The organism is Allobosea sp. P4_E12, assembly GCF_056401655.1.
The window spans coordinates 108,985-126,532 of the sequence record NZ_JBFUIY010000019.1; the positions used below are offsets into that span (position 1 = coordinate 108,985).

The 17,548-nt window shown below is 65.6% G+C and carries 14 protein-coding genes; 5 read left to right on the plus strand and 9 right to left on the minus strand.

Annotation, left to right across the window (positions count from 1 at the left end; translation table 11 throughout):
* Window positions 1-22: 22 nt before the first annotated feature.
* Window positions 23-2,512, minus strand: coding sequence for a ligase-associated DNA damage response DEXH box helicase (locus AC1DW9_RS23315; RefSeq protein WP_441506022.1), 2,490 nt, complete (start codon window positions 2,510-2,512; stop codon window positions 23-25).
* An 80-nt stretch (window positions 2,513-2,592) separates the two neighbouring features.
* Window positions 2,593-3,549 carry a class I SAM-dependent DNA methyltransferase gene (locus AC1DW9_RS23320; RefSeq protein WP_441490147.1) on the minus strand — a complete coding sequence of 319 codons (957 nt, stop codon included), beginning with the start codon at window positions 3,547-3,549 and terminating at the stop codon, window positions 2,593-2,595.
* 42 nt (window positions 3,550-3,591) lie between these two features.
* Here AC1DW9_RS23320 and AC1DW9_RS23325 point away from each other — a divergent pair, with 42 nt between their 5' ends.
* Entirely contained in the window at window positions 3,592-4,635 is a 1,044-nt protein-coding gene (locus tag AC1DW9_RS23325; protein WP_441490146.1) for a ligase-associated DNA damage response exonuclease, read from the plus strand.
* Window positions 4,636-4,651: 16 nt separating this feature from the next.
* Here the strand turns inward: AC1DW9_RS23325 and AC1DW9_RS23330 are convergent, their stop codons facing one another.
* Window positions 4,652-5,434 (minus strand): SGNH/GDSL hydrolase family protein, encoded by a 783-nt coding sequence (locus AC1DW9_RS23330; RefSeq protein ID WP_441490145.1) that lies wholly within the window; start codon window positions 5,432-5,434, stop codon window positions 4,652-4,654.
* Between the two features lie 155 nt (window positions 5,435-5,589).
* On the opposite strand from AC1DW9_RS23330, the gene AC1DW9_RS23335 reads away from it, so the two are divergent.
* From AC1DW9_RS23335 to AC1DW9_RS23345, 3 genes are all read left to right on the plus strand, one after another.
* Window positions 5,590-7,224, plus strand: a complete 1,635-nt coding sequence (locus AC1DW9_RS23335) for a cisplatin damage response ATP-dependent DNA ligase (RefSeq protein WP_441506024.1) — start codon at window positions 5,590-5,592, stop codon at window positions 7,222-7,224.
* 174 nt (window positions 7,225-7,398) lie between these two features.
* On the plus strand, window positions 7,399-8,079 hold the full coding sequence (locus AC1DW9_RS23340) for a response regulator (protein WP_441490143.1): 681 nt from the start codon (window positions 7,399-7,401) through the stop codon (window positions 8,077-8,079).
* Window positions 8,080-8,164: 85 nt separating this feature from the next.
* Window positions 8,165-8,434 (plus strand): DUF6460 domain-containing protein, encoded by a 270-nt coding sequence (locus AC1DW9_RS23345; protein ID WP_069877667.1) that lies wholly within the window; start codon window positions 8,165-8,167, stop codon window positions 8,432-8,434.
* A 126-nt stretch (window positions 8,435-8,560) separates the two neighbouring features.
* Here the strand turns inward: AC1DW9_RS23345 and AC1DW9_RS23350 are convergent, their stop codons facing one another.
* Both AC1DW9_RS23350 and AC1DW9_RS23355 read right to left on the minus strand, forming a co-directional pair.
* Window positions 8,561-9,652, minus strand: coding sequence for a quinone-dependent dihydroorotate dehydrogenase (locus AC1DW9_RS23350; protein ID WP_441490142.1), 1,092 nt, complete (start codon window positions 9,650-9,652; stop codon window positions 8,561-8,563).
* Complete coding sequence (locus tag AC1DW9_RS23355; protein WP_441490141.1) at window positions 9,649-9,993, minus strand: DUF952 domain-containing protein; 345 nt, start codon at window positions 9,991-9,993, stop codon at window positions 9,649-9,651. Before AC1DW9_RS23355 ends, AC1DW9_RS23350 begins: the two co-directional genes overlap by 4 nt.
* A gap of 168 nt (window positions 9,994-10,161) precedes the next feature.
* Here AC1DW9_RS23355 and AC1DW9_RS23360 point away from each other — a divergent pair, with 168 nt between their 5' ends.
* Window positions 10,162-10,791 carry a S24 family peptidase gene (locus AC1DW9_RS23360; RefSeq protein WP_441506025.1) on the plus strand — a complete coding sequence of 210 codons (630 nt, stop codon included), beginning with the start codon at window positions 10,162-10,164 and terminating at the stop codon, window positions 10,789-10,791.
* Between the two features lie 5 nt (window positions 10,792-10,796).
* Here AC1DW9_RS23360 and AC1DW9_RS23365 read toward each other — a convergent pair whose 3' ends face one another.
* From AC1DW9_RS23365 to AC1DW9_RS23380, 4 genes are all read right to left on the minus strand, one after another.
* A complete protein-coding gene (locus tag AC1DW9_RS23365) occupies window positions 10,797-12,248 on the minus strand; it encodes a sensor histidine kinase (protein WP_476855193.1) in 1,452 nt (483 codons plus the stop codon).
* A 9-nt stretch (window positions 12,249-12,257) separates the two neighbouring features.
* Window positions 12,258-13,718, minus strand: coding sequence for a dihydrolipoyl dehydrogenase family protein (locus AC1DW9_RS23370; protein WP_441506026.1), 1,461 nt, complete (start codon window positions 13,716-13,718; stop codon window positions 12,258-12,260).
* Between the two features lie 157 nt (window positions 13,719-13,875).
* A complete protein-coding gene (locus AC1DW9_RS23375) occupies window positions 13,876-16,203 on the minus strand; it encodes a putative bifunctional diguanylate cyclase/phosphodiesterase (protein WP_441506027.1) in 2,328 nt (775 codons plus the stop codon).
* Window positions 16,204-16,353: 150 nt separating this feature from the next.
* Complete coding sequence (locus tag AC1DW9_RS23380; RefSeq protein WP_069877662.1) at window positions 16,354-17,316, minus strand: enoyl-CoA hydratase-related protein; 963 nt, start codon at window positions 17,314-17,316, stop codon at window positions 16,354-16,356.
* Between the last annotated feature and the right edge of the window lie 232 nt (window positions 17,317-17,548).

Consider the following 17,548-nt stretch of genomic DNA (forward strand, 5'->3'; position numbering starts at 1 on the left):
AATTCGTTGGTTGCGGGCAGCGTCACGCCATCGCCTCTTCGAGCATCATCGCTTCAGCCTCCGCCAGGATCTCGTCGGCTGCCTCGCCATGAACCGCCTCGCGTCCGATTTCGAGCATTACCGAAACACTGAGCGGCGAAACATGGTCCAGCGGCTGATGCACGATCCGGCCGCTGATTCGTGTCAGCATTTGAGCGAGCCGCTGGATATCGAGCAAGCCTGTTGCAGCGTCGGCCCATGCGGCTTTCAGCAGCACGTGGTCAGGCTCGTGCTGGCGCAGCACGTCGTAGACGAGATCGCTCGACATCGTGACCTGCCGGCCGCTCTTCTCCTGCCCGGGGAAGCGGCGTTCGATCAGCCCGCCAATGATGGCGCAGGCGCGAAAGGTGCGCTTCATCAGAGCCGATTCGGCGAGCCATGCCTCGAGATCGTCGCCGAGCATGTCCTGGGCGAACAGTTCGTCGAGCGAGAGCGCTCCACGGGCGACCGCCGCCGACATGTCGCCCAACGTCCAGACCGCGATACCGTAATCGTTGCAGACGAAGCCGAGCGGTCTCATGCGGGCCCGCTCCAGCCGCCGCGTCAGCAGCATGCCGAGCGTCTGATGGGCGAGGCGGCCCTCGAACGGGTACGCGACAAGATAGAACCGCCCACCGCGCGGAAAGGTCTCGACCAGCAACTCGCCGGGTTTGGGCAGGCGCGACTTCAGCCTTTGCGCATGCAGCCAGGAGGACACCTCGTCCGGCAGCCTGGCCCATTCCTGCGGCGAGGCGAGCATGGCGCGCACGCGGGCCGCGAGGAAGGTCGAGAGGGGGAATTTGCCCCCGGCATAGGACGGGATCTTTGGGTCGGTGCCCGGATTGGTGCGCGAGCAGACGACCTCGTTCTCGGTGATACCCTCGAAGCGGAGCACCTCGCCTGCGAAGACAAAGGTGTCGCCGCTCGTCATCGTCTCCGCGAAATACTCCTCGATCTCACCCAGGATACGGCCGCCGCGGCTCAGCATGCCGGGCTGGCCGGGCCTTGCGCTGCGCAGCCGGCCAAGCCGGACCTTGAGCATGGTCGATTCGACGATGGTGCCGACATTCATGCGATATTGCTGGATCACGCGCGGGTTGCTTGCGCGGAAGAGCCCGTCCTTGCCCCGCCGGAGCTTGGCGAAGCGTTCATAGCTGCGCAGGGCATAGCCGCCGGTCGCGACGAAATTGACCACGGCGTCGAAATCGACCCGCGCAAGGCCGGCATAGGGCGACGCGGTGCGCACCTCCTCGTAGAGCGCGTCCGGAGCAAAACCGTCGGAACAGGCGATGCCGAGCACGTGCTGGGCCAGCACATCGAGCGCGCCGATACGGGGCTCAGGCGTGTCCTGAGCGGCTTCAGCGACAGCGTCGAGGGCGGCGCGGCATTCCAGAAGTTCGAAGCGATTGGAGGGAACGAGCAGGGCCTGCGACGGCTCGTCCATGCGGTGATTCGAGCGGCCGATGCGCTGCATCAGCCGGCTCGCGCCCTTCGGCGCGCCGATATTGATGACCAGGTCGACATCGCCCCAGTCGATGCCGAGATCCAGCGTCGAGGTGCAGACGACGGCCTTCAGCTTGCCCGCGGCCATCGCCGCCTCGACCTTGCGGCGCTGCTGGGCGTCGAGCGAGCCGTGATGCAGCGCGATCGGCAGATTGTCGTCATTGATGTTCCACAGGCCCTGGAACATGAACTCGGCCTGCATGCGCGTATTGACGAAGACCAAGGTCAGGCGGTGATCGCCGATCGCCTTGTAGACGTCGCGAATGGCATGGCCGGTGGTGTGCCCGGCCATCGGCAGGCGGTTGGCGGATTGCAGGATGCCGATCCGCGCGCTTGCCCCGCCCTTGACGGCGACCAGCCCGGCCGAAGTCCCGACCCCGCCGAGATAGCGCTGCAGGTCGGCCGGCTCGCGCACCGTCGCCGAGAGGCCCACAGCCGAGAGTTTTGGCGCGAGTTTGCGCAGCCGCGCCAGGTCGAGCGAAAGCAGGTCGCCGCGCTTCGAGGTGACGAGCGCGTGCAACTCGTCGAGCACGACGCGCCTGAGGCTGGCGAAGAACGGCTTCGCATCCCGGTGCGAGACCAGGAGGGCGAGCTGTTCCGGCGTGGTCAGCAGGATGTCCGGCGGTCGCGCGATCTGCCGGGTGCGCTTGGCGGCGGAGGTGTCTCCCGTGCGGGTCTCGACCGTGACCGGCAGCGCCATCTCCCGGATCGGCGTCTCGAGATTGCGGGCGATGTCGACAGCGAGAGCCTTGAGCGGCGAGATGTAGAGGGTGTGCAGGCCGTCACGGCGGCCATTGCCCTCGCTGAGCTCGACCAGCGAGGGCAGGAAGCCCGCAAGCGTCTTGCCGGCGCCGGTCGGCGCGACGAGCAGGGTCGAGCGCCCGGCGCGCGCCTCTTCCAGCAATGCAAGCTGATGCGGGCGTGCAGTCCAGCCGCGATAAGCGAACCAGTCGGCGAATCCTGGCGGGAGGGAGGCGGCGGGGGCATCCATGCGGGATAGAGATAGGCGGTGCGGGGCGAGAGTGAAATCCCGCCCCTTTGGGCCATGGGACCCTGAGACCTTGCGTTGGCCTAAGCGCGCGCCGCCACCACAACCAGCCCCGGCACCGGCTTCCCGCGGTCCTTCCGCGTGCTTGCGGCCTCCAGCAGGAGCGGCGTCAACCGAGCTTCGGACAACTGCCGCCGGAGCCAGCGTTCGCCATGGGCGAAACGACGATCCTCACCGACGATCACGTCCTCGCCGTCATGATCCTGCACGGTGAAGGCAACCAGGCCCGTGGCTGTCAGAACCCGCGCCGTTTGAGCGAAGGCCGGCGCAAGTTCGCCGAGATAGACGAAGACATCGGCCGCGATGACCAGATCGGCCGACGCATCGCGGCGGCTTGCGAGGAATTCGACGAGGCCCGCCACGGCGAGCTTGTCATAGAGCGGGCCTCCGTCATCGCGTGACTTGGCGCGCGCCTTCTCGATCATCCGGGCCGAGAGATCGCAGCCGGCGAGAAACTCGGTTTCGGCTCTGATCGCTTCGCCCATCAGCCCGGTGCCGCAACCGAGATCGAGTGTCATGGCGAAGGACAGGGCGCGGTTTTGCGCTGCACAGGCCCGCGCAAGTGCGTCCTTCAGCAGGGCTGGACCATGATAGGACAGGGATTCTACGAGGTGACTATCGAAACGTTCGGCGTATTCGTCGAAGAGACGGCCGGAGAATGCATCGGAGGCGGCCAGTTCCGCCGGAATCGCGCCGATGCGCGCGAGATCGAGCCTGGCGCCGAGATGATCCGCATCATCGAGAACCAGGCATTGCCGCCATGCTTCCGCGGCCTCCTCCTTGCTGCCAAGTTTCGCCTTGGCCTTGCCGTAGAGATGCCAGGCCGCGACGAAACCCGGCGCCTCCCCGAGCGTTTGATCGAGGAGATCGACGGCTGTTGCGGCGTCTCCCTCGGAGAGCGCGGCGGCCGCCCATTCATAGCGGCGGTCGAGTCGGGGATCGCCGGACGACGTCGAGAAACGAGGCTGGATTTTTTCCATGAGCGATCGACTTTATCTCACGCCCATGCACCAGACCAGACAATGCGCCCTTCGGAGCTGTTGATCCCGACGCCGGCCGGCCTCTATTGCCCGCTGGCTGACATTCATATCGATCCGGTTCGCCCGGTGGCGCGGGCGCTGATCACCCATGGCCATTCCGACCATGCGCGGGCGGGACACGGCGCCGTCCTGGCGACGCGCGAGACGCTGGCGATCATGGCCTTGCGCTATGGCGAGGGCTTTACGCAGAGCCGGCAGGAGGCGGTGCCGGGCGCGATGACGTCGATCGGTCCGGTCGATATCCGCTTCGTCCCGGCAGGGCATGTCCTTGGCTCCGCCCAGATCGTGGTCGAGAGCAAGGGGCTGCGGATCGTCGTCTCCGGCGATTACAAGCGCGAACGCGACCCGACCTGCGCCGGTTTCGAACCGGTTTCCTGTGATGTCTTCATCACCGAGGCGACATTCGGCCTGCCGGTGTTTCGCCATCCGCCGGCCGGTGCCGAAATCGCCAAGCTGCTGGAATCGGTCAGGCTCTTTCCCGAGCGGACGCATATCGTCGGCGCCTATTCGCTCGGCAAGGCGCAGCGTGTCATGGCTCTGATCCGCGAGGCCGGCTACGAGCGGCCCATCTATATCCATGGTGCGCTCGAGACCCTGACGGAGTTCTACGCTTCGGAAGGAGTTCCCGTCGGGGAGACGCGCCTGGTTTCGGCGAGCGATCGGAAGGCGCTGGCCGGAGAGATCGTCATCTGCCCGCCAAGCTCGATTCAGGATCTCTGGGCGCGGAAATTTCCGGACCCCGTGACCGCCTTCGCGTCTGGCTGGATGCGGATCCGGGCGAGAGCGCGGCAGAGGGGCGTGGAATTGCCGCTGATCGTTTCAGATCATGCCGACTGGGGCGATCTTCAGGCAACGATCAGAGAAACCGGCGCCGGCGAGATCTGGGTCACCCATGGTGAGGCCGACGCATTGGTCCATTGGTGCGGGACGGTCGGACTGAACGCGAAGCCGCTGCATCTTGTCGGCTATGGCGACGAGGGCGAGGCCGAAACCGTGAGCGAGACGGCCGATGCCGCGCAGCTCTAGCAGCCGGCAGCCGCCTCTACTGTGCGGCCTGCGCGGTGTGGGAGCGGCCGGGCAGCGTCATGCCGAGCAGCGAGACGGCCATGTCCCGCGCCAGGCAATCGTAACCGGTGTCGCTCATATGGAAGCCGTCACTGGCGAGCACCGCGGCGAACGCATTGGCGTCGCGCCGATGCCAGTCGCGCATCGTGTTGTAGCGCGAGAGAACGGGGATCGAGCGGCTGCGTGCCGTGTCTGCGATGGCCTCGACAAAGCTGCGATACCGTTCGGGATCCTTCACCGTCGGAAAATACTGCGGGTCGAGGATCACGAGACCGGAGCCGGCCTGGCGGACTGCCGTGATGCCGTCGGAGACCATGGCCTCGAAGGCGGCGAGATCACCACCCTGCACCGCATCATTGGTGCCGACCTGCCAGATGACGAGATCATAGCGCCGCTCGCTCAGGGCCCTTTTCAGGCGCGCGATCGTCTGCGGGGCGGTTTCGCCCCCGATCCCGGCATTGGTGACGCTGATGGCGGCATTGGGCCAGCTCTGACCAAGCAGCTTCTGCAGACGGGCGGGGTAGCTCTTGTCCTTGGAGGACGCGCCGATCCCTTCCGTGGAAGACGAGCCGATGGCCAGGATGTCGAGCTTATGCTCGCGGCTGATCTTGGCTGCGACGGCAGGGAGCGGTATCGCCGCCTGCATCATCGGCGTTTCCCGGCATTCAAAGGACGCGGCTGCAGCGCTGCCGATCTGCAACGTTGCGAATGCCAAGGCCACAATGAGATTCACGGCAAAGAACCGCATCGCGGCGCGCATCCCGACATCCTCATGACTGCTCCCTTGGCTGGTAAGGTTTCGTTCATGAATGGAGACTGAACGCCGGTGAATGGCCTGATGAGGGAATTTCGGGACAGGCAGGGCCCCGGCGCCAGCCTTGACGTTTGCCTGAAACTGCTGCGGGGGAGGGCAGGATGAACCGTTTCGCCTGGTTGCTCGACAGGCTTGCCTATGAACCGCGCCGCAATGCGAAGCTCGCGCTGATCGCGGATTACCTGCGCACTACGCCTGATCCGGACCGGGGGCTGGCACTGGCCGCGATGACCGGCGGCCTGGTGTTCCAGAACGCCAAGCCGGGCCTGATCCGGGCGCTGATCGCCGAGCGTACGGACCCGGTGCTGTTTGCGCTATCCTACGACTATGTCGGCGATCTCTCGGAGACCATAGCCCTGATGTGGCCGGCCCGGCACGGTGCGAATGCGGCGCCACACCTGCCCGATGTCGTCTCGGGCCTGCGAAACTCCGGCAAGACGGACTTGCCCCGCCTGATCGCGTCTTGGCTCGATGCGCTCGATGAGACCGGACGCTGGGCATTGCTCAAGCTCATCACCGGCGCATTGCGTATCGGGGTCTCCTCCCGGCTCGCCAAGACGGCAGCGGCGAGCCTCGGCGGTGTCGAGCCCGACGAGATCGAGCAGGTCTGGCACGGGCTGGAGCCGCCCTATGAGCCGCTCTTCGCCTGGCTGGAAGGCAGGGGACCGCGGCCGGCCGCGACGGATCCGGCGCCCTTCCGCCCCGCCATGCTCTCGCACCCGATCGAGGAGGGCGATTTCGACAAGCTCGTTCCGGCGGAGTTCCAGGCCGAGTGGAAATGGGACGGAATCCGCGTTCAGGCGGTCAGCGGCACGCGCGCCGATGGGGCCCGCATCACCCGGCTCTATTCACGGACCGGCGAGGATATCGGCGCCTCCTTCCCGGATGTCACGGAGGCGCTCGTTCTCGACGGCGCACTCGACGGCGAATTGCTGGTGCGCCGCGAGAATGCCGTCCAGAGCTTCAACACGCTTCAGCAACGGCTGAACCGCAAGAGCGTCACCGCGAAGATGCTGGCGGAGTATCCGGCTCATATCCGGGCCTATGACCTGCTCGTCGATGGCGAGGAGGACATTCGCGACTTGCCGCTCGCCGAACGCGGCAAGCGGCTCGTGGCCTTTGTCGCGCGGCTGTCCTCCGCAGTGGTGGATCTGTCACCGCCGATCGCCTTCAGCGATTGGGAGGAACTGGCGGCCGCGCGCGCAGACCCCGAGGCCTCTGGAGCCGGCGTCGATGCCGAAGCCGTCGAGGGCTGCATGATCAAGCGCCTTGATTCGCCCTATTTGCCCGGCCGGCCGAAAGGGTATTGGTACAAGTGGAAGCGGGATGCGCGGCTGGTCGATTGCGTGCTGATGTACGCCCAGCGTGGTCACGGCAAACGTTCGTCCTTCTATTCGGATTTCACCTTCGGCGTCTGGCGAACGACGGAGGAAGGCGAGGAACTCGTGCCGGTCGGCAAGGCCTATTTCGGCTTCACCGACGAGGAGTTGCTGGAGCTCGACCGCTTCGTGCGCCGCAACACGCTGAACCGCTTCGGCCCGGTGCGAGAGGTCACGCATGAAGCCGACAAGGGACTGGTGCTGGAAGTCGCCTTCGAGGGGCTGCAGCGTTCGACCCGGCATAAATCCGGACTCGCCATGCGCTTTCCCCGGATCAGCCGCATTCGCTGGGATAAGCCGCCGCGTGAGGCGGACCGTATCGAGGCGCTGGAGACGCTCCTGCCGGTGCAGGGCTGAAGTGTCGGTCCGGAGTCTAAAGGCGAATATTCTGTTGCGTTGCCGCAAGCGCCATTCTGGTTCACAGGCTTCCGTGCCGGTTTGCAGCGCTCATACCGTCTTATCGGCTTGAAATGCTTGAGCCTGCGCCCGCCTATGGGGCAGAATAGGCAGGGCTGTGGAGGGGATGACAGCATGAACCGGCAAACACCGACGCATATCGTCATCGCAGATGACCACCCGCTCTTTCGCGGCGCCTTGCGTCAGGCCGTATCGCATGCGTTGGAAGGGGCGGAAGTGAGCGAGGTTGGTTCGCTCGAGGCTTTGACGAAAGCGCTGGCCGAGGACGGGGACGCCGATCTCGTCATGCTCGATCTGACGATGCCCGGCGTCCAGGGTTTTTCCGGCCTGCTGTTCCTGCGGGCCGATCACCCGGAAATCCCGGTCATCGTCGTCTCGGCCAATGACGACCCGGCTGTGATCCGCCGTTGCATCGAGTTCGGGGCGCTTGGCTTCCTGCCGAAGACGGCCGAGGTCGAGCAGATGGGCGAGGCCATTCGAGCGGTGCTCGAGGGCAACGTCTGGACTCCGCCGGGGGTCGATCTTTCAGCGCCGGTCGATGCCGAGATCGCCGACATGGTGCGGCGGCTGTCGACGCTGACGCCGCAACAGGTCCGTGTCCTGATGATGCTCTCGGAAGGGCTGTTGAACAAGCAGATCGCCTATGAGCTCGGGGTCTCCGAGGCGACGGTGAAGGCCCATGTTTCGGCCATCTTGACCAAGCTCAATGTCGACAGCCGTACGCAGGCCGTGATAGCCGCCTCGAAGATCGCGGGAACGGCATGGGCGACGGCGGGCGCGTCGGCGACGATCTGAGCGTTCCGATGAGGCGGCTGTTCGCCATTCAGGCGCGGTTCAACCGTTCTATGGCCCGTCTCGTCTATCGATAGGAATTCCGGCAATGGCCAATGGCAATCTCGATCACTTCCTGGGCGGTTCGTTTCTCAGCGTTCTTGTCCGGCTGATCTTCATTTCACTGCTCGTCGGCGCCGCCATGGCCTTTCTCGGGCTGACGCCGCGCGGACTTTTCGACGCCGTGGCGCGCTTCCTGCGGTCGCTTGGTGATCTCGGTTTTGGCGCCGTGCGCGAGGTCGGCCAATGGGTGCTCGCAGGAGCGCTGGTCGTGGTCCCGATCTGGCTGCTCTCTCGCCTGTTCGCCTCGCGGCGCTAAAGCATCGGCCCGAAAAGTGGATTGCGGCTTTCGGGAAAGCCGATGCAAACACAGAAGGCTAGAACATCGGATGCGGCGCAAGCCGGCCATGGCGTGAGCGCCACGGCCCGAGACGCTGGCTGCGCCTTACAGCCCCTCTCCCCGCGCGATCGCCTCGGCATCGCGGCCGACTAGGTCCGCAATCCGGCTCGCCCCGGCACGGCGGGCCTCACGCACCAGCCCCGTCTTGACCTCGCTCACGAGGGCGGGCCCCTTGAAGACCATCGCCGAATAGAACTGCACCAGGCTGGCGCCGGCCCTGATCTTGGCGAAGGCGGCGGAAGCGGAGTCGACGCCGCCGACACCGACCAGCGGGAACTGCGTCTCGACGCGCCGATAGGTCTCGGCGAGGATGCGGGTCGAGGACGCAAAGAGCGGTCGGCCCGAGAGGCCGCCGGTTTCGCCGCGAGAGGCTCCCCGCAGGCTGTCCGGCCGTGCGACAGTGGTGTTGGAGACGATCATGCCGTCGATCGCACGCCTGCGAGCCACGGCCACGATGCCGTCGAGTTCAGGCAGCGTCAGGTCAGGGGCGATCTTGAGCAGAACGGGCGTGCGGCGGCTTGTGGCCTGTCCGGCCTCGTCGCGGGCGGCGAGCGCTCGCGCGATCAGGTCGTCCAGCGCCGATTCCGCCTGCAGATCCCGCAGGCCGGGCGTGTTGGGCGAGGAGACGTTGACCGTGAGGAAATCGGCAAGCGGCGCGAGCCGCCTGGCCAGGATGGCGTAGTCGGCGGCGCGGTCGGCGGAGTCCTTGTTGGCGCCGAGATTGACGCCAACGATGCCGCCGCGCTTGCGGCGGGCTGCGAGCCTGGCCGCGACCGCTTCCATGCCCTCGCTGTTCAATCCGTACCGGTTGATGACGGCTTCGTCTTCGGGCAACCGGAAGACACGCGGGCGCGGATTACCGGGCTGCGGCAGCGGCGTCACGCCACCGACCTCGACAAAGCCGAAGCCGAGCCCCAGGGCGCCATCGACCGCCTCAGCATGTTTGTCGAAGCCGGCCGCCAGGCCGATCGGGTTCGCGAAGGCGAGCCCGAAAGCCTCGGTCGCCAGGATCGGATCGTCGGCAGCCGGCTTCAACGCCGGTGCGGCCGCCAGTGCGGCAACCGTCAGGCGATGCGCCATCTCGGCATCCAGCTTGTGGATCAGGGGCCGGGCGAGGTTGAAGAGGCTGCCGATCACGAAATGTCCTCCGGAATGACGGGGCTGCCATTCGTCCCCGTGGCGAGCGGCGCAATCCAGCGCACGATCTTGGGGGCGAGGGCCGAATAGAGATGCGGGAAGAGCGCGCCGCCGCGCGAGGGTTCGTAGCGCAGCGCCGAGCCGAGTGCCGTATCGTCCACGGCGATCAGCAGGAGGCCACTCTGACCGGCGAAGTGCTTTTCTGCCGTTTCGCGAAGCTGTCCGCCTGTGGAGAAATGGATGTAGCCGTCGGCGAGATCGATGGCAGCGCCGTTGAATGACCCGGCGAGCTCAGCGTCACGCCAGAGCTGTTCGGGGCAGATCTTGTAGATGAGGGGCACGGGACGTCTCGTTGGTTCGGCGTTGTACACGCCATAGCGGGTGCAACCGGCTCCGGGCAAATCATCCCGGACCCGTTCATCGGAAATCAGATTGAGGTCTCATCGAGTAGGGGATATTTCCTATCCTTGTCCTGCTCTCCCGGCACATCAGGATCAGAGGCCTGTCCGATGCTGTCCCATAACCAGATCTGGAGCGCGATCGATGCACTGGCCCAGCGCTACGGCTTCACGCCGTCGGGGCTGGCGCGCAGGGCCGGCCTCGACGCCACGACCTTCAACCGCTCCAAGCGCATCGGCCCGGATGGCCGCGAGCGCTGGCCCTCGACCGAGTCGATCGCCAAGATCCTGGGGGCTACTGGCGCTTCGCTCGACGAGTTCATGAGCGTGGTGATGCACCGCGCCGCGGCGCCCGCGCCCACCATTCCCCTGCTCGGTTTCGCACAGGCGGGGTTGGGTGGATTCTTCGATGGCAGCGGCCTGCCCGCCGGCTCCGGCTGGGAGGAGGTCGCGTCTCCCGGCCTGTCCGACGAGAAAGCCTATGCGCTTGAGATCGCCGGCGATTCGATGCTGCCGATCTACCGCGATGGCGACATCATCATCGTTTCTCCGGCGGCTGCCGTGAGGCGAGGCGACCGGGTCGTGGTCATGACCATTGAAGGCGAGGTGCTGGCGAGGCAGCTCAAGCGCGAAACTGCCAGGACCGTCGAACTCGCCTCGCTCAATCCCGAGCAGCCCGACCGGGTGCTCGCATCATCCGAGATCGCCTTCATGGCGCGGGTGATCTGGGCGAGCCAGTAGGGCCCTCAGTTCCCGCCTCTGATCGGCAGCGCCACCTTGAAGACGGCTCCGATCTTCGAGGGTTCGAGCGCGATCGAGCCGCCATGCAGGCGGACGAGTTCCGCCGCGATAGCGAGGCCCAGCCCGGTGCCGCCGGGATTGACCGAGCCGCGAAAGGCCTGGAACAGATTGGCCTTTGCCCGTTCCGGAACGCCGGGACCATTGTCGCAGACGCGCAGAACGACCTCATGAAGCTCGCGCGCCGCACTGATGGTCAGGGTCGGCTGGCGGCCGGCTTCGGCGCCCGCACGGGTCAGCGCCTCGACGGCATTGCGCATGAGATTGAGCAGGACGCGCGCCATCTGGTCGGGGTCGCAGGGCAGGATGAGTTCCGCCGGAACCTCGTTGGCGAAGCTCACGGTCGGGCTTTCCGCGAGGCCGAGCAGTTCGCCCGCATCGGCCACAAGCTGCCGAAGCGCGACCTCGCGCAGGGTCGGCGTCGCCTCGGCGGCGCGGCCATAGGCCAGCGTCGCCTGGCAGAAGGCGATGGCGCGGTCGAGCGTGGCGATCAGGCGCGGCGCAAAGCGCCTGATCTTCGGGTCCCGCGTTTCGGTCAGCCGGTCCGACATCAACTGGGCCGCAGCCAGCATATTGCGCAGGTCGTGGTTGACCTTGCTGACCGCCAGGCCGAGTTCGGCGAGGTGCTTCTTGGTGCGCAGCTCGTCCGCCAGCGTCATCTGCATGCGTGCGAGCGCCCGTTCGGCCTCGCCGATCTCGTCCGCGCGCTGGCTCGGCGTGATGATCCGGTGCGGGTTCTCCGGGTCGGCCTCGAACTCCATGACATTGGCGGCGACCTGGCGGATCGGGCCGACGATGAGYCAGTTCAGGGCAAGATAGACCAGTCCCGCCGTCAGCCCCGAGATYAGCAGCGACAACAGCAGAATATTGGCTGAGAACACCAGCATCGCGCGGCGCAGCGGCGCCTCGTCGATGATCAGTTCGACGAAGTCGGCGCCGCCGACCGCCTCGCCGATGACCCGGATCGGCGTGTCATGGGCAGGCGTAATCAGAGTGTCGAGAGTCTCGATGATGGAGGTGAGCCAGCCCATCTGGCGCAGATCCACGGTTCGCGCCACTTCGGGTGGCATGGAATCGAGGCTGAGAAGGCGCCGCGCACCCCCGACACGGGCGGCGATGGCGCGTGCGCCGACGCCCATCAACAGGCGGCTCTCGCTGCCTTCAGGCAGGCCCTCCGGCGGAGCGCCTTCAAGAACCAGCACGGCGATCTGTGCGGCTGCGAGGCGGTCATTCAGCCAGTTGCGCCGGAAATTCGCGACGGACGGCAAGTAGATCAGCACTTCCGCCAGCATCACGAAAAGCACGGTCAGCAGCAGCAGCTTTGCGGAAAGGCCGAGCCGCGTCAGGCTGCGTGGTACGCTGACGGAAAGCGACTGCTTGTCGAGGCGTGGCGACTCCATGCGGCGAGCTTATCCGAAGCGGCGCAGGAAGCCGATAAGCCGTCGAATGCCCGGCCGGGACGCAAGCGGAGAGTAGACCGAGAGGGCAGCCCGCTTCGAGAGTTCCGAGAAGGTCGAAGAAGGGAGGACCAGCCCGGCCATATCCTTGACGTTCAGCCCCTTCTCGATCGCCAGGCACCAGGGCGCGATCAGCTCGCCGGCCTTGGCACCAATGATGGTGGCGCCGAGAACGCGGCCCTTGCCGTCGGTGATGAGCTTGACGAAGCCCTCCGTCTGCCGTTCGGCCTGCGCCTTGTCGCTTTCGGCGTAGGGCCAGCGCAGGATCCGGATGTCCCGCGCCGCCCTGTGGGCCTGCTCCTCCGACAGGCCGATGCTGGCAAGCTCAGGCTCGCAGGAGGTCACTCTTGGTAGCGCCGCTGCGTCCGTCTTCACCGGCAGGCGGAACAGGATATTGCGGAGAACCAGGCTCGCCTGGTGGCTCGCTGCATGAGCAAGGTGAGCGCCGTGTCGGTTTCCACTGGCGCAGCCGCCAATGGCGAAGACACGCCGGTTGGCCGTCCGCAGGCCCTTGTTGACGACAATGCCGCCGGCATCGCTGGCAATGCCTGCAAGTTCGAGATCGAGCGCGGCGATCGCCGGCTGCCGGTTACTCGTGACCAGCAGGTGCGTGCCCTCCAGGGGCAGTTCCGCTTCACTCTTCGTCCCGGCCAGGACGAGGCGCACGCGATTGCGCGGGGTTTCGACACGCAGGATCGTGGCCCGTTCGTGCAGCGCGATCCCGTCACGCAGCAGAGCGCGGCGGATCAGCATCACGGCCTCCGGGTCCTCGTCGGCAAGCAGGTCTTCGGATCCAACGATCGTGACGCTGCTGCAGAGGCGGTGCATCGCCTGCGCGAGTTCAACCCCTTCCGAGCCGCATCCGAGCACGATCAGACGTTCCGGGCGGCGGTTCAGGGTGAGAACGGATGCCACTGTCAGGACAGGGGTCTTGTCCAGGCCGGGAATTGACGGAGCCGCCGGGCGCGAGCCCGTTGCGATGACGAAGCGCCTTGCCCTGATTTCCCGATCGCCGACCTGTACGGTGTTGCGGTCGCGAAACCGGGCCTCGCCGTTGATCACGGTGACGCCCAATGCCGCCAGGCGCTCGGCCGTTTCGTTGGGGGCCAGTGCCGCGACGACGCCGGCGATATGCGCCTGCACCTTGACGAAATCCATATCCAGCGCACCGGCAGCGATGCCGAAATGGCCGGCGTCCTGGAGCAGTCTCGCCCGTGTGCTGGCGGCGATCAGCGCGTTCGAGATGACAGCGTCCTTGCCCCCCCCCAGGCGGTCGCGCTCCACCAGCACGACCGATACGCCAAAGAGTGCCGCTGCTGTCGCAAGGGAAAGTCCGGCGGCGCCGCCTCCGATAACGCAGATGTCGGGGGTCAGCGGCGTCGTATTGGATGCCGTCGCCGGACTGCCGGTCACATCGCCTCTCCCTGATCTGCCTTCCGCTACCTGCTGATGCGTTGTCAGAGTGCAGGAATCAAGGCCGGCGCGCCGGAAGTACTGGAGCAGCGCGCCGTTGGACAGGCATTGTCGCGGTGGGATCGGTATCGCGCGTGCGGCGTCTCAGCGACATTCCTCAGGCGACGTGACGTCCCCTGTCGGGCGAGAAGGCGGATACCGGCTCCGGCCGGCCGAAGAGATAGCCCTGTGCCCGGTGCGCGCCGAGCAACTGCACTGCGATACGCTGCTGTTCGGTTTCGATGCCTTCGACGACGACATTCATCGAAAGGCGTCGAGCGAGCTGGCAGACGGCCTCGATGATGGCTTTCGACGCCTCATTGGCGTGCACGTCGCGGCTGAAGCTCTGGTCGATCTTCACCTGGGCGAAGGGGTAGGTCGAGAGATAGGCAAGCGAGGAATAGCCGGTGCCGAAATCGTCGAGTGCGAATTTCACACCGAGCGCGCGCAGTTCGTGAATGGCGGCGAGCGTGCCCTTGTTATCCTCGATCAGCAGGGATTCGGTCACCTCGAGCGTCAGCCGATGGGAGCCGAGCCCGGACGCGATGAGCGCTTCCTTGACGGTCTCGACGATCCGGCGGGGTTCACGGAACTGCAGCGGCGAGATGTTGACGGAGACGCCGACGTCGTTAGGCCAGGAGGCCGCGTCATGGCAGGCCTGCCTGATGGCCCAGTCGCCCATGGCGGCGATCAGGCCGGAACTCTCCGCGATCGGGATGAAGATGCCAGGCGGGATCATTCCGCGGGTGGGGTGCCGCCAGCGCATCAGCGCCTCGCGGTTCACGACATCCTGCGTCTTCAGATCGATGATGGCCTGATAGTACAGTTCGAGCGACTTGTTCTCGCAAGCCCGGCGCAGATCCACCTCTATCTCGTGCCGATCGAGCATCTCCTCGGCCATCGCCGGATTGAAGAAGGTCAGGGTGTTGCGGCCGGCGGCCTTGGCCTTATAGAGCGCGGTGTCAGCGTGGCGCAGCAGATCGGCCGGCGTCGCGGCATCGAGCGGCGCCATCGCGATACCGACGCTGGCGGTCACGTAGACGGTCTTGGTCTCAAGCAGGAAGGCCTTGGCCATCGCATCGATCATGCGTTGGGCGATCGTGGTGACGATGGCGAGATTGGCCGAGGGCAAGATCAGAACGAACTCGTCACCGCCGAAGCGGGCCAGCAGGTCGCCACCGCGAATGACACCGCGCAGGCGCATAGCCGTTTCGGAGAGGACGCGATCGCCGATATCGTGGCCAAGGCTGTCATTGACCTGCTTGAAACCGTCGAGATCGACATAGAGCAGCGCGAAGGCTTCTCCGGTCCGCTCCAGCTTGCGGAAGGACTCGGACAGCTGGTTGTTGAATTCGAAGCGGTTTGCGAGACCGGTCAACTCGTCGAAGCGAGCCATCCGCTCGATCCGTGCTTCCGTCGCCTTCCTCTCGGTCGCATCCTCGGTCAGCATCAGCACACCGCCTTCGGCCGCAGGCGCGATGGTGACCACCAGCAGCCGGCCGCCACGGGTCTGCAATTCGCGGGTGACCGCCTGTTGCGACTGCTGAACCTCGCTGAGCGCGCTTCTGATGTCGCGAACCTGGTCGGCGCTGATGACCTGGCGCTCGATCAGGAAACGGGCGATCGCCGTCAAGGGCGTGCCGGGGAGGGCGAGCGTCTCGGGGATGCCGAAGAGCGTGCGATGCGGTGCGTTGCAGATCGCGAGCTTGAGGCTGCGATCGTACATGGCGAGGCCATGGATCATCGTGTTGAGCGCGGCGTCGAGCGTCAGGTTCTGGGAATGCAGCGCAGATGCCAACCCTCTTGACTGCTTGGTCGCTTCGCTGAGCGCGAGGAGATTCCGGTGCAGGGAATTGGTGATGGCGATGTTGGCGGCCACGTACAGGAACGCGAAATAGCCGATATAGTGATAGTAATCGTTGGAGGCCTGGACGAGGCCGATGGCCATCGGCACGCAGAAGGTCAGGAGCTGTACGGCGACGAATTTCGGCCGGCCGGCGTTGCGCGAGACATAGCCCGAGGCCAGCGCGATGGTCGAGGCGACCGAAGTGATATGGGCGGCGGGGTCCTCGGTCTGCGTCAGTGCGATGTAGCAGCTGTAGCCAAGGACTGCGCTGAAAACCGTTGCGCCGAGGAAGTATTCGCGATCCCAGCGCCGTGTCTCGGCAAAGCTGTCATCCGAATGATCGCGCCTGCGATAGCTGATGACGGTCATGATCCGGAGCGCGACGACCAGAGTCACCAGCGCCGTCAGGGTCATGAAAATGCTGGCGCCCGTCGCGAGCCAGCACAGATAGGGGGTCAGGATACCAGCGATGCCGCCCGGAATGATCGAGCCGGGCGAGGAGAACAGCGAGCTGACCAGCAAACGATAGTCCGGCAGGTCGAAATCCTCGCGGACGTCGCCCGGTCTGTCGCTGAGAAGCCCTTTGAAAACACCCGCCATCCAGTCCCGCCTTGCAAGGCTTCAGGCGCGCGACACGAGCTTTTCACGAGCCCGAGTTCGCGCCGGATAAACCCTTTAAGCGGAACAGGTAAATGTTTCGTGAGGGGGGCTGCAACCGCCTTGCGTCTCCGCGAAGGCGCCTTTGCAGGATCAGAGGGCCGCTGCGCTGGACAGGACCGGGCTCGCCGGCCGCTGGTAGACGCGGGTCAGCATACGGTCCTGCGTCTGCGCGATGCGCTGCAGCTTCGAGATGGCGCTCGGGTTGAGGCGCAGCATGCAATCCGTCCAGATATCGCCAAGATGCTCCAGTTCCTCGCGCAGGTCGCCGGCCCGACGATTGAACGCGGAGAACAGCGCGGTCTTGGCCGCGTGCACCGGCAGGGAGTCGCTGGCATATTTGCGGATCCAGTCTTCGCCGGTGCCGGTCGGCACGACCGCTTCCAGTGCACCGGCCGCCATGAATTCGGCGGCGCTCATCTCCTCGCCGGAGAGCAGCAGGCGCTCCGCTGCACGCGAGCCCATGCGGCGTGACAACACCGCCACTGCCGTGATCGGGAAGTGGTTGAACTTGATCTCGGGGTAGACGAACGAGGCCTGCTCCTCGGCGATCATGACATTGCAGGAGCGCGGCGCATCGATGCCGCCACCGATCGCCTTGGCGTGAATGGTCGAGAGCGTGATCACCAGGCCGTTGAGACCGCTGGCGTTCCAGACCGCGCCCTCGATCGAGAGGCGCGCATATTCCGCCAGGGCGGCGCGGTCATTCTTGGCGAGGCAGTCGAGATAGAAATCGAGATCGCCGCCGAGGGTGAAGAAGGGGCCGGTCCCGCGGAAGGCGAGGAAGCGCACCGGTGCGCCGTGATACTGATCCGGCGCTCCCCAGAGAGCATAGATCGCCTTCTGGATCTTGCCGAGGCTGTCAAGCAGCTGGAGCGTGAAGACCGGCTTCAGCTCCGGCTTGATCGTCACCCACAGCGTCTTGATCTCGGCCTCGTAGGCCAACTGCACCTCGGGCAGGAAACCCGCCTTGTGCCGCAACGCGTCGATGACCTCGCAACATTCCAGAGCGACGGCGGGCACCGAATGGGTCTGTGAAGCGAAGGCCTGGAACATGCCGCAAATCCCGTCAGGTCAGACAATTTGGAACGCCTCCGCAGGGTAGAAGAAGTTAATGAACTGTAAACGATAACCGGCAGAAATGGTTAATTTCATTAAACTTTGTCGTCTAAGTTGTACTGCTGGAGAGCCTGTCTCAATGCGATGTCGCTGGCCTTTGAGGCGGCGCGCCGAGCCGGCAAGGCAAGCCGTGTGCCGCTGGGGAAGAGCGCACGAAACGCGCGGCGCA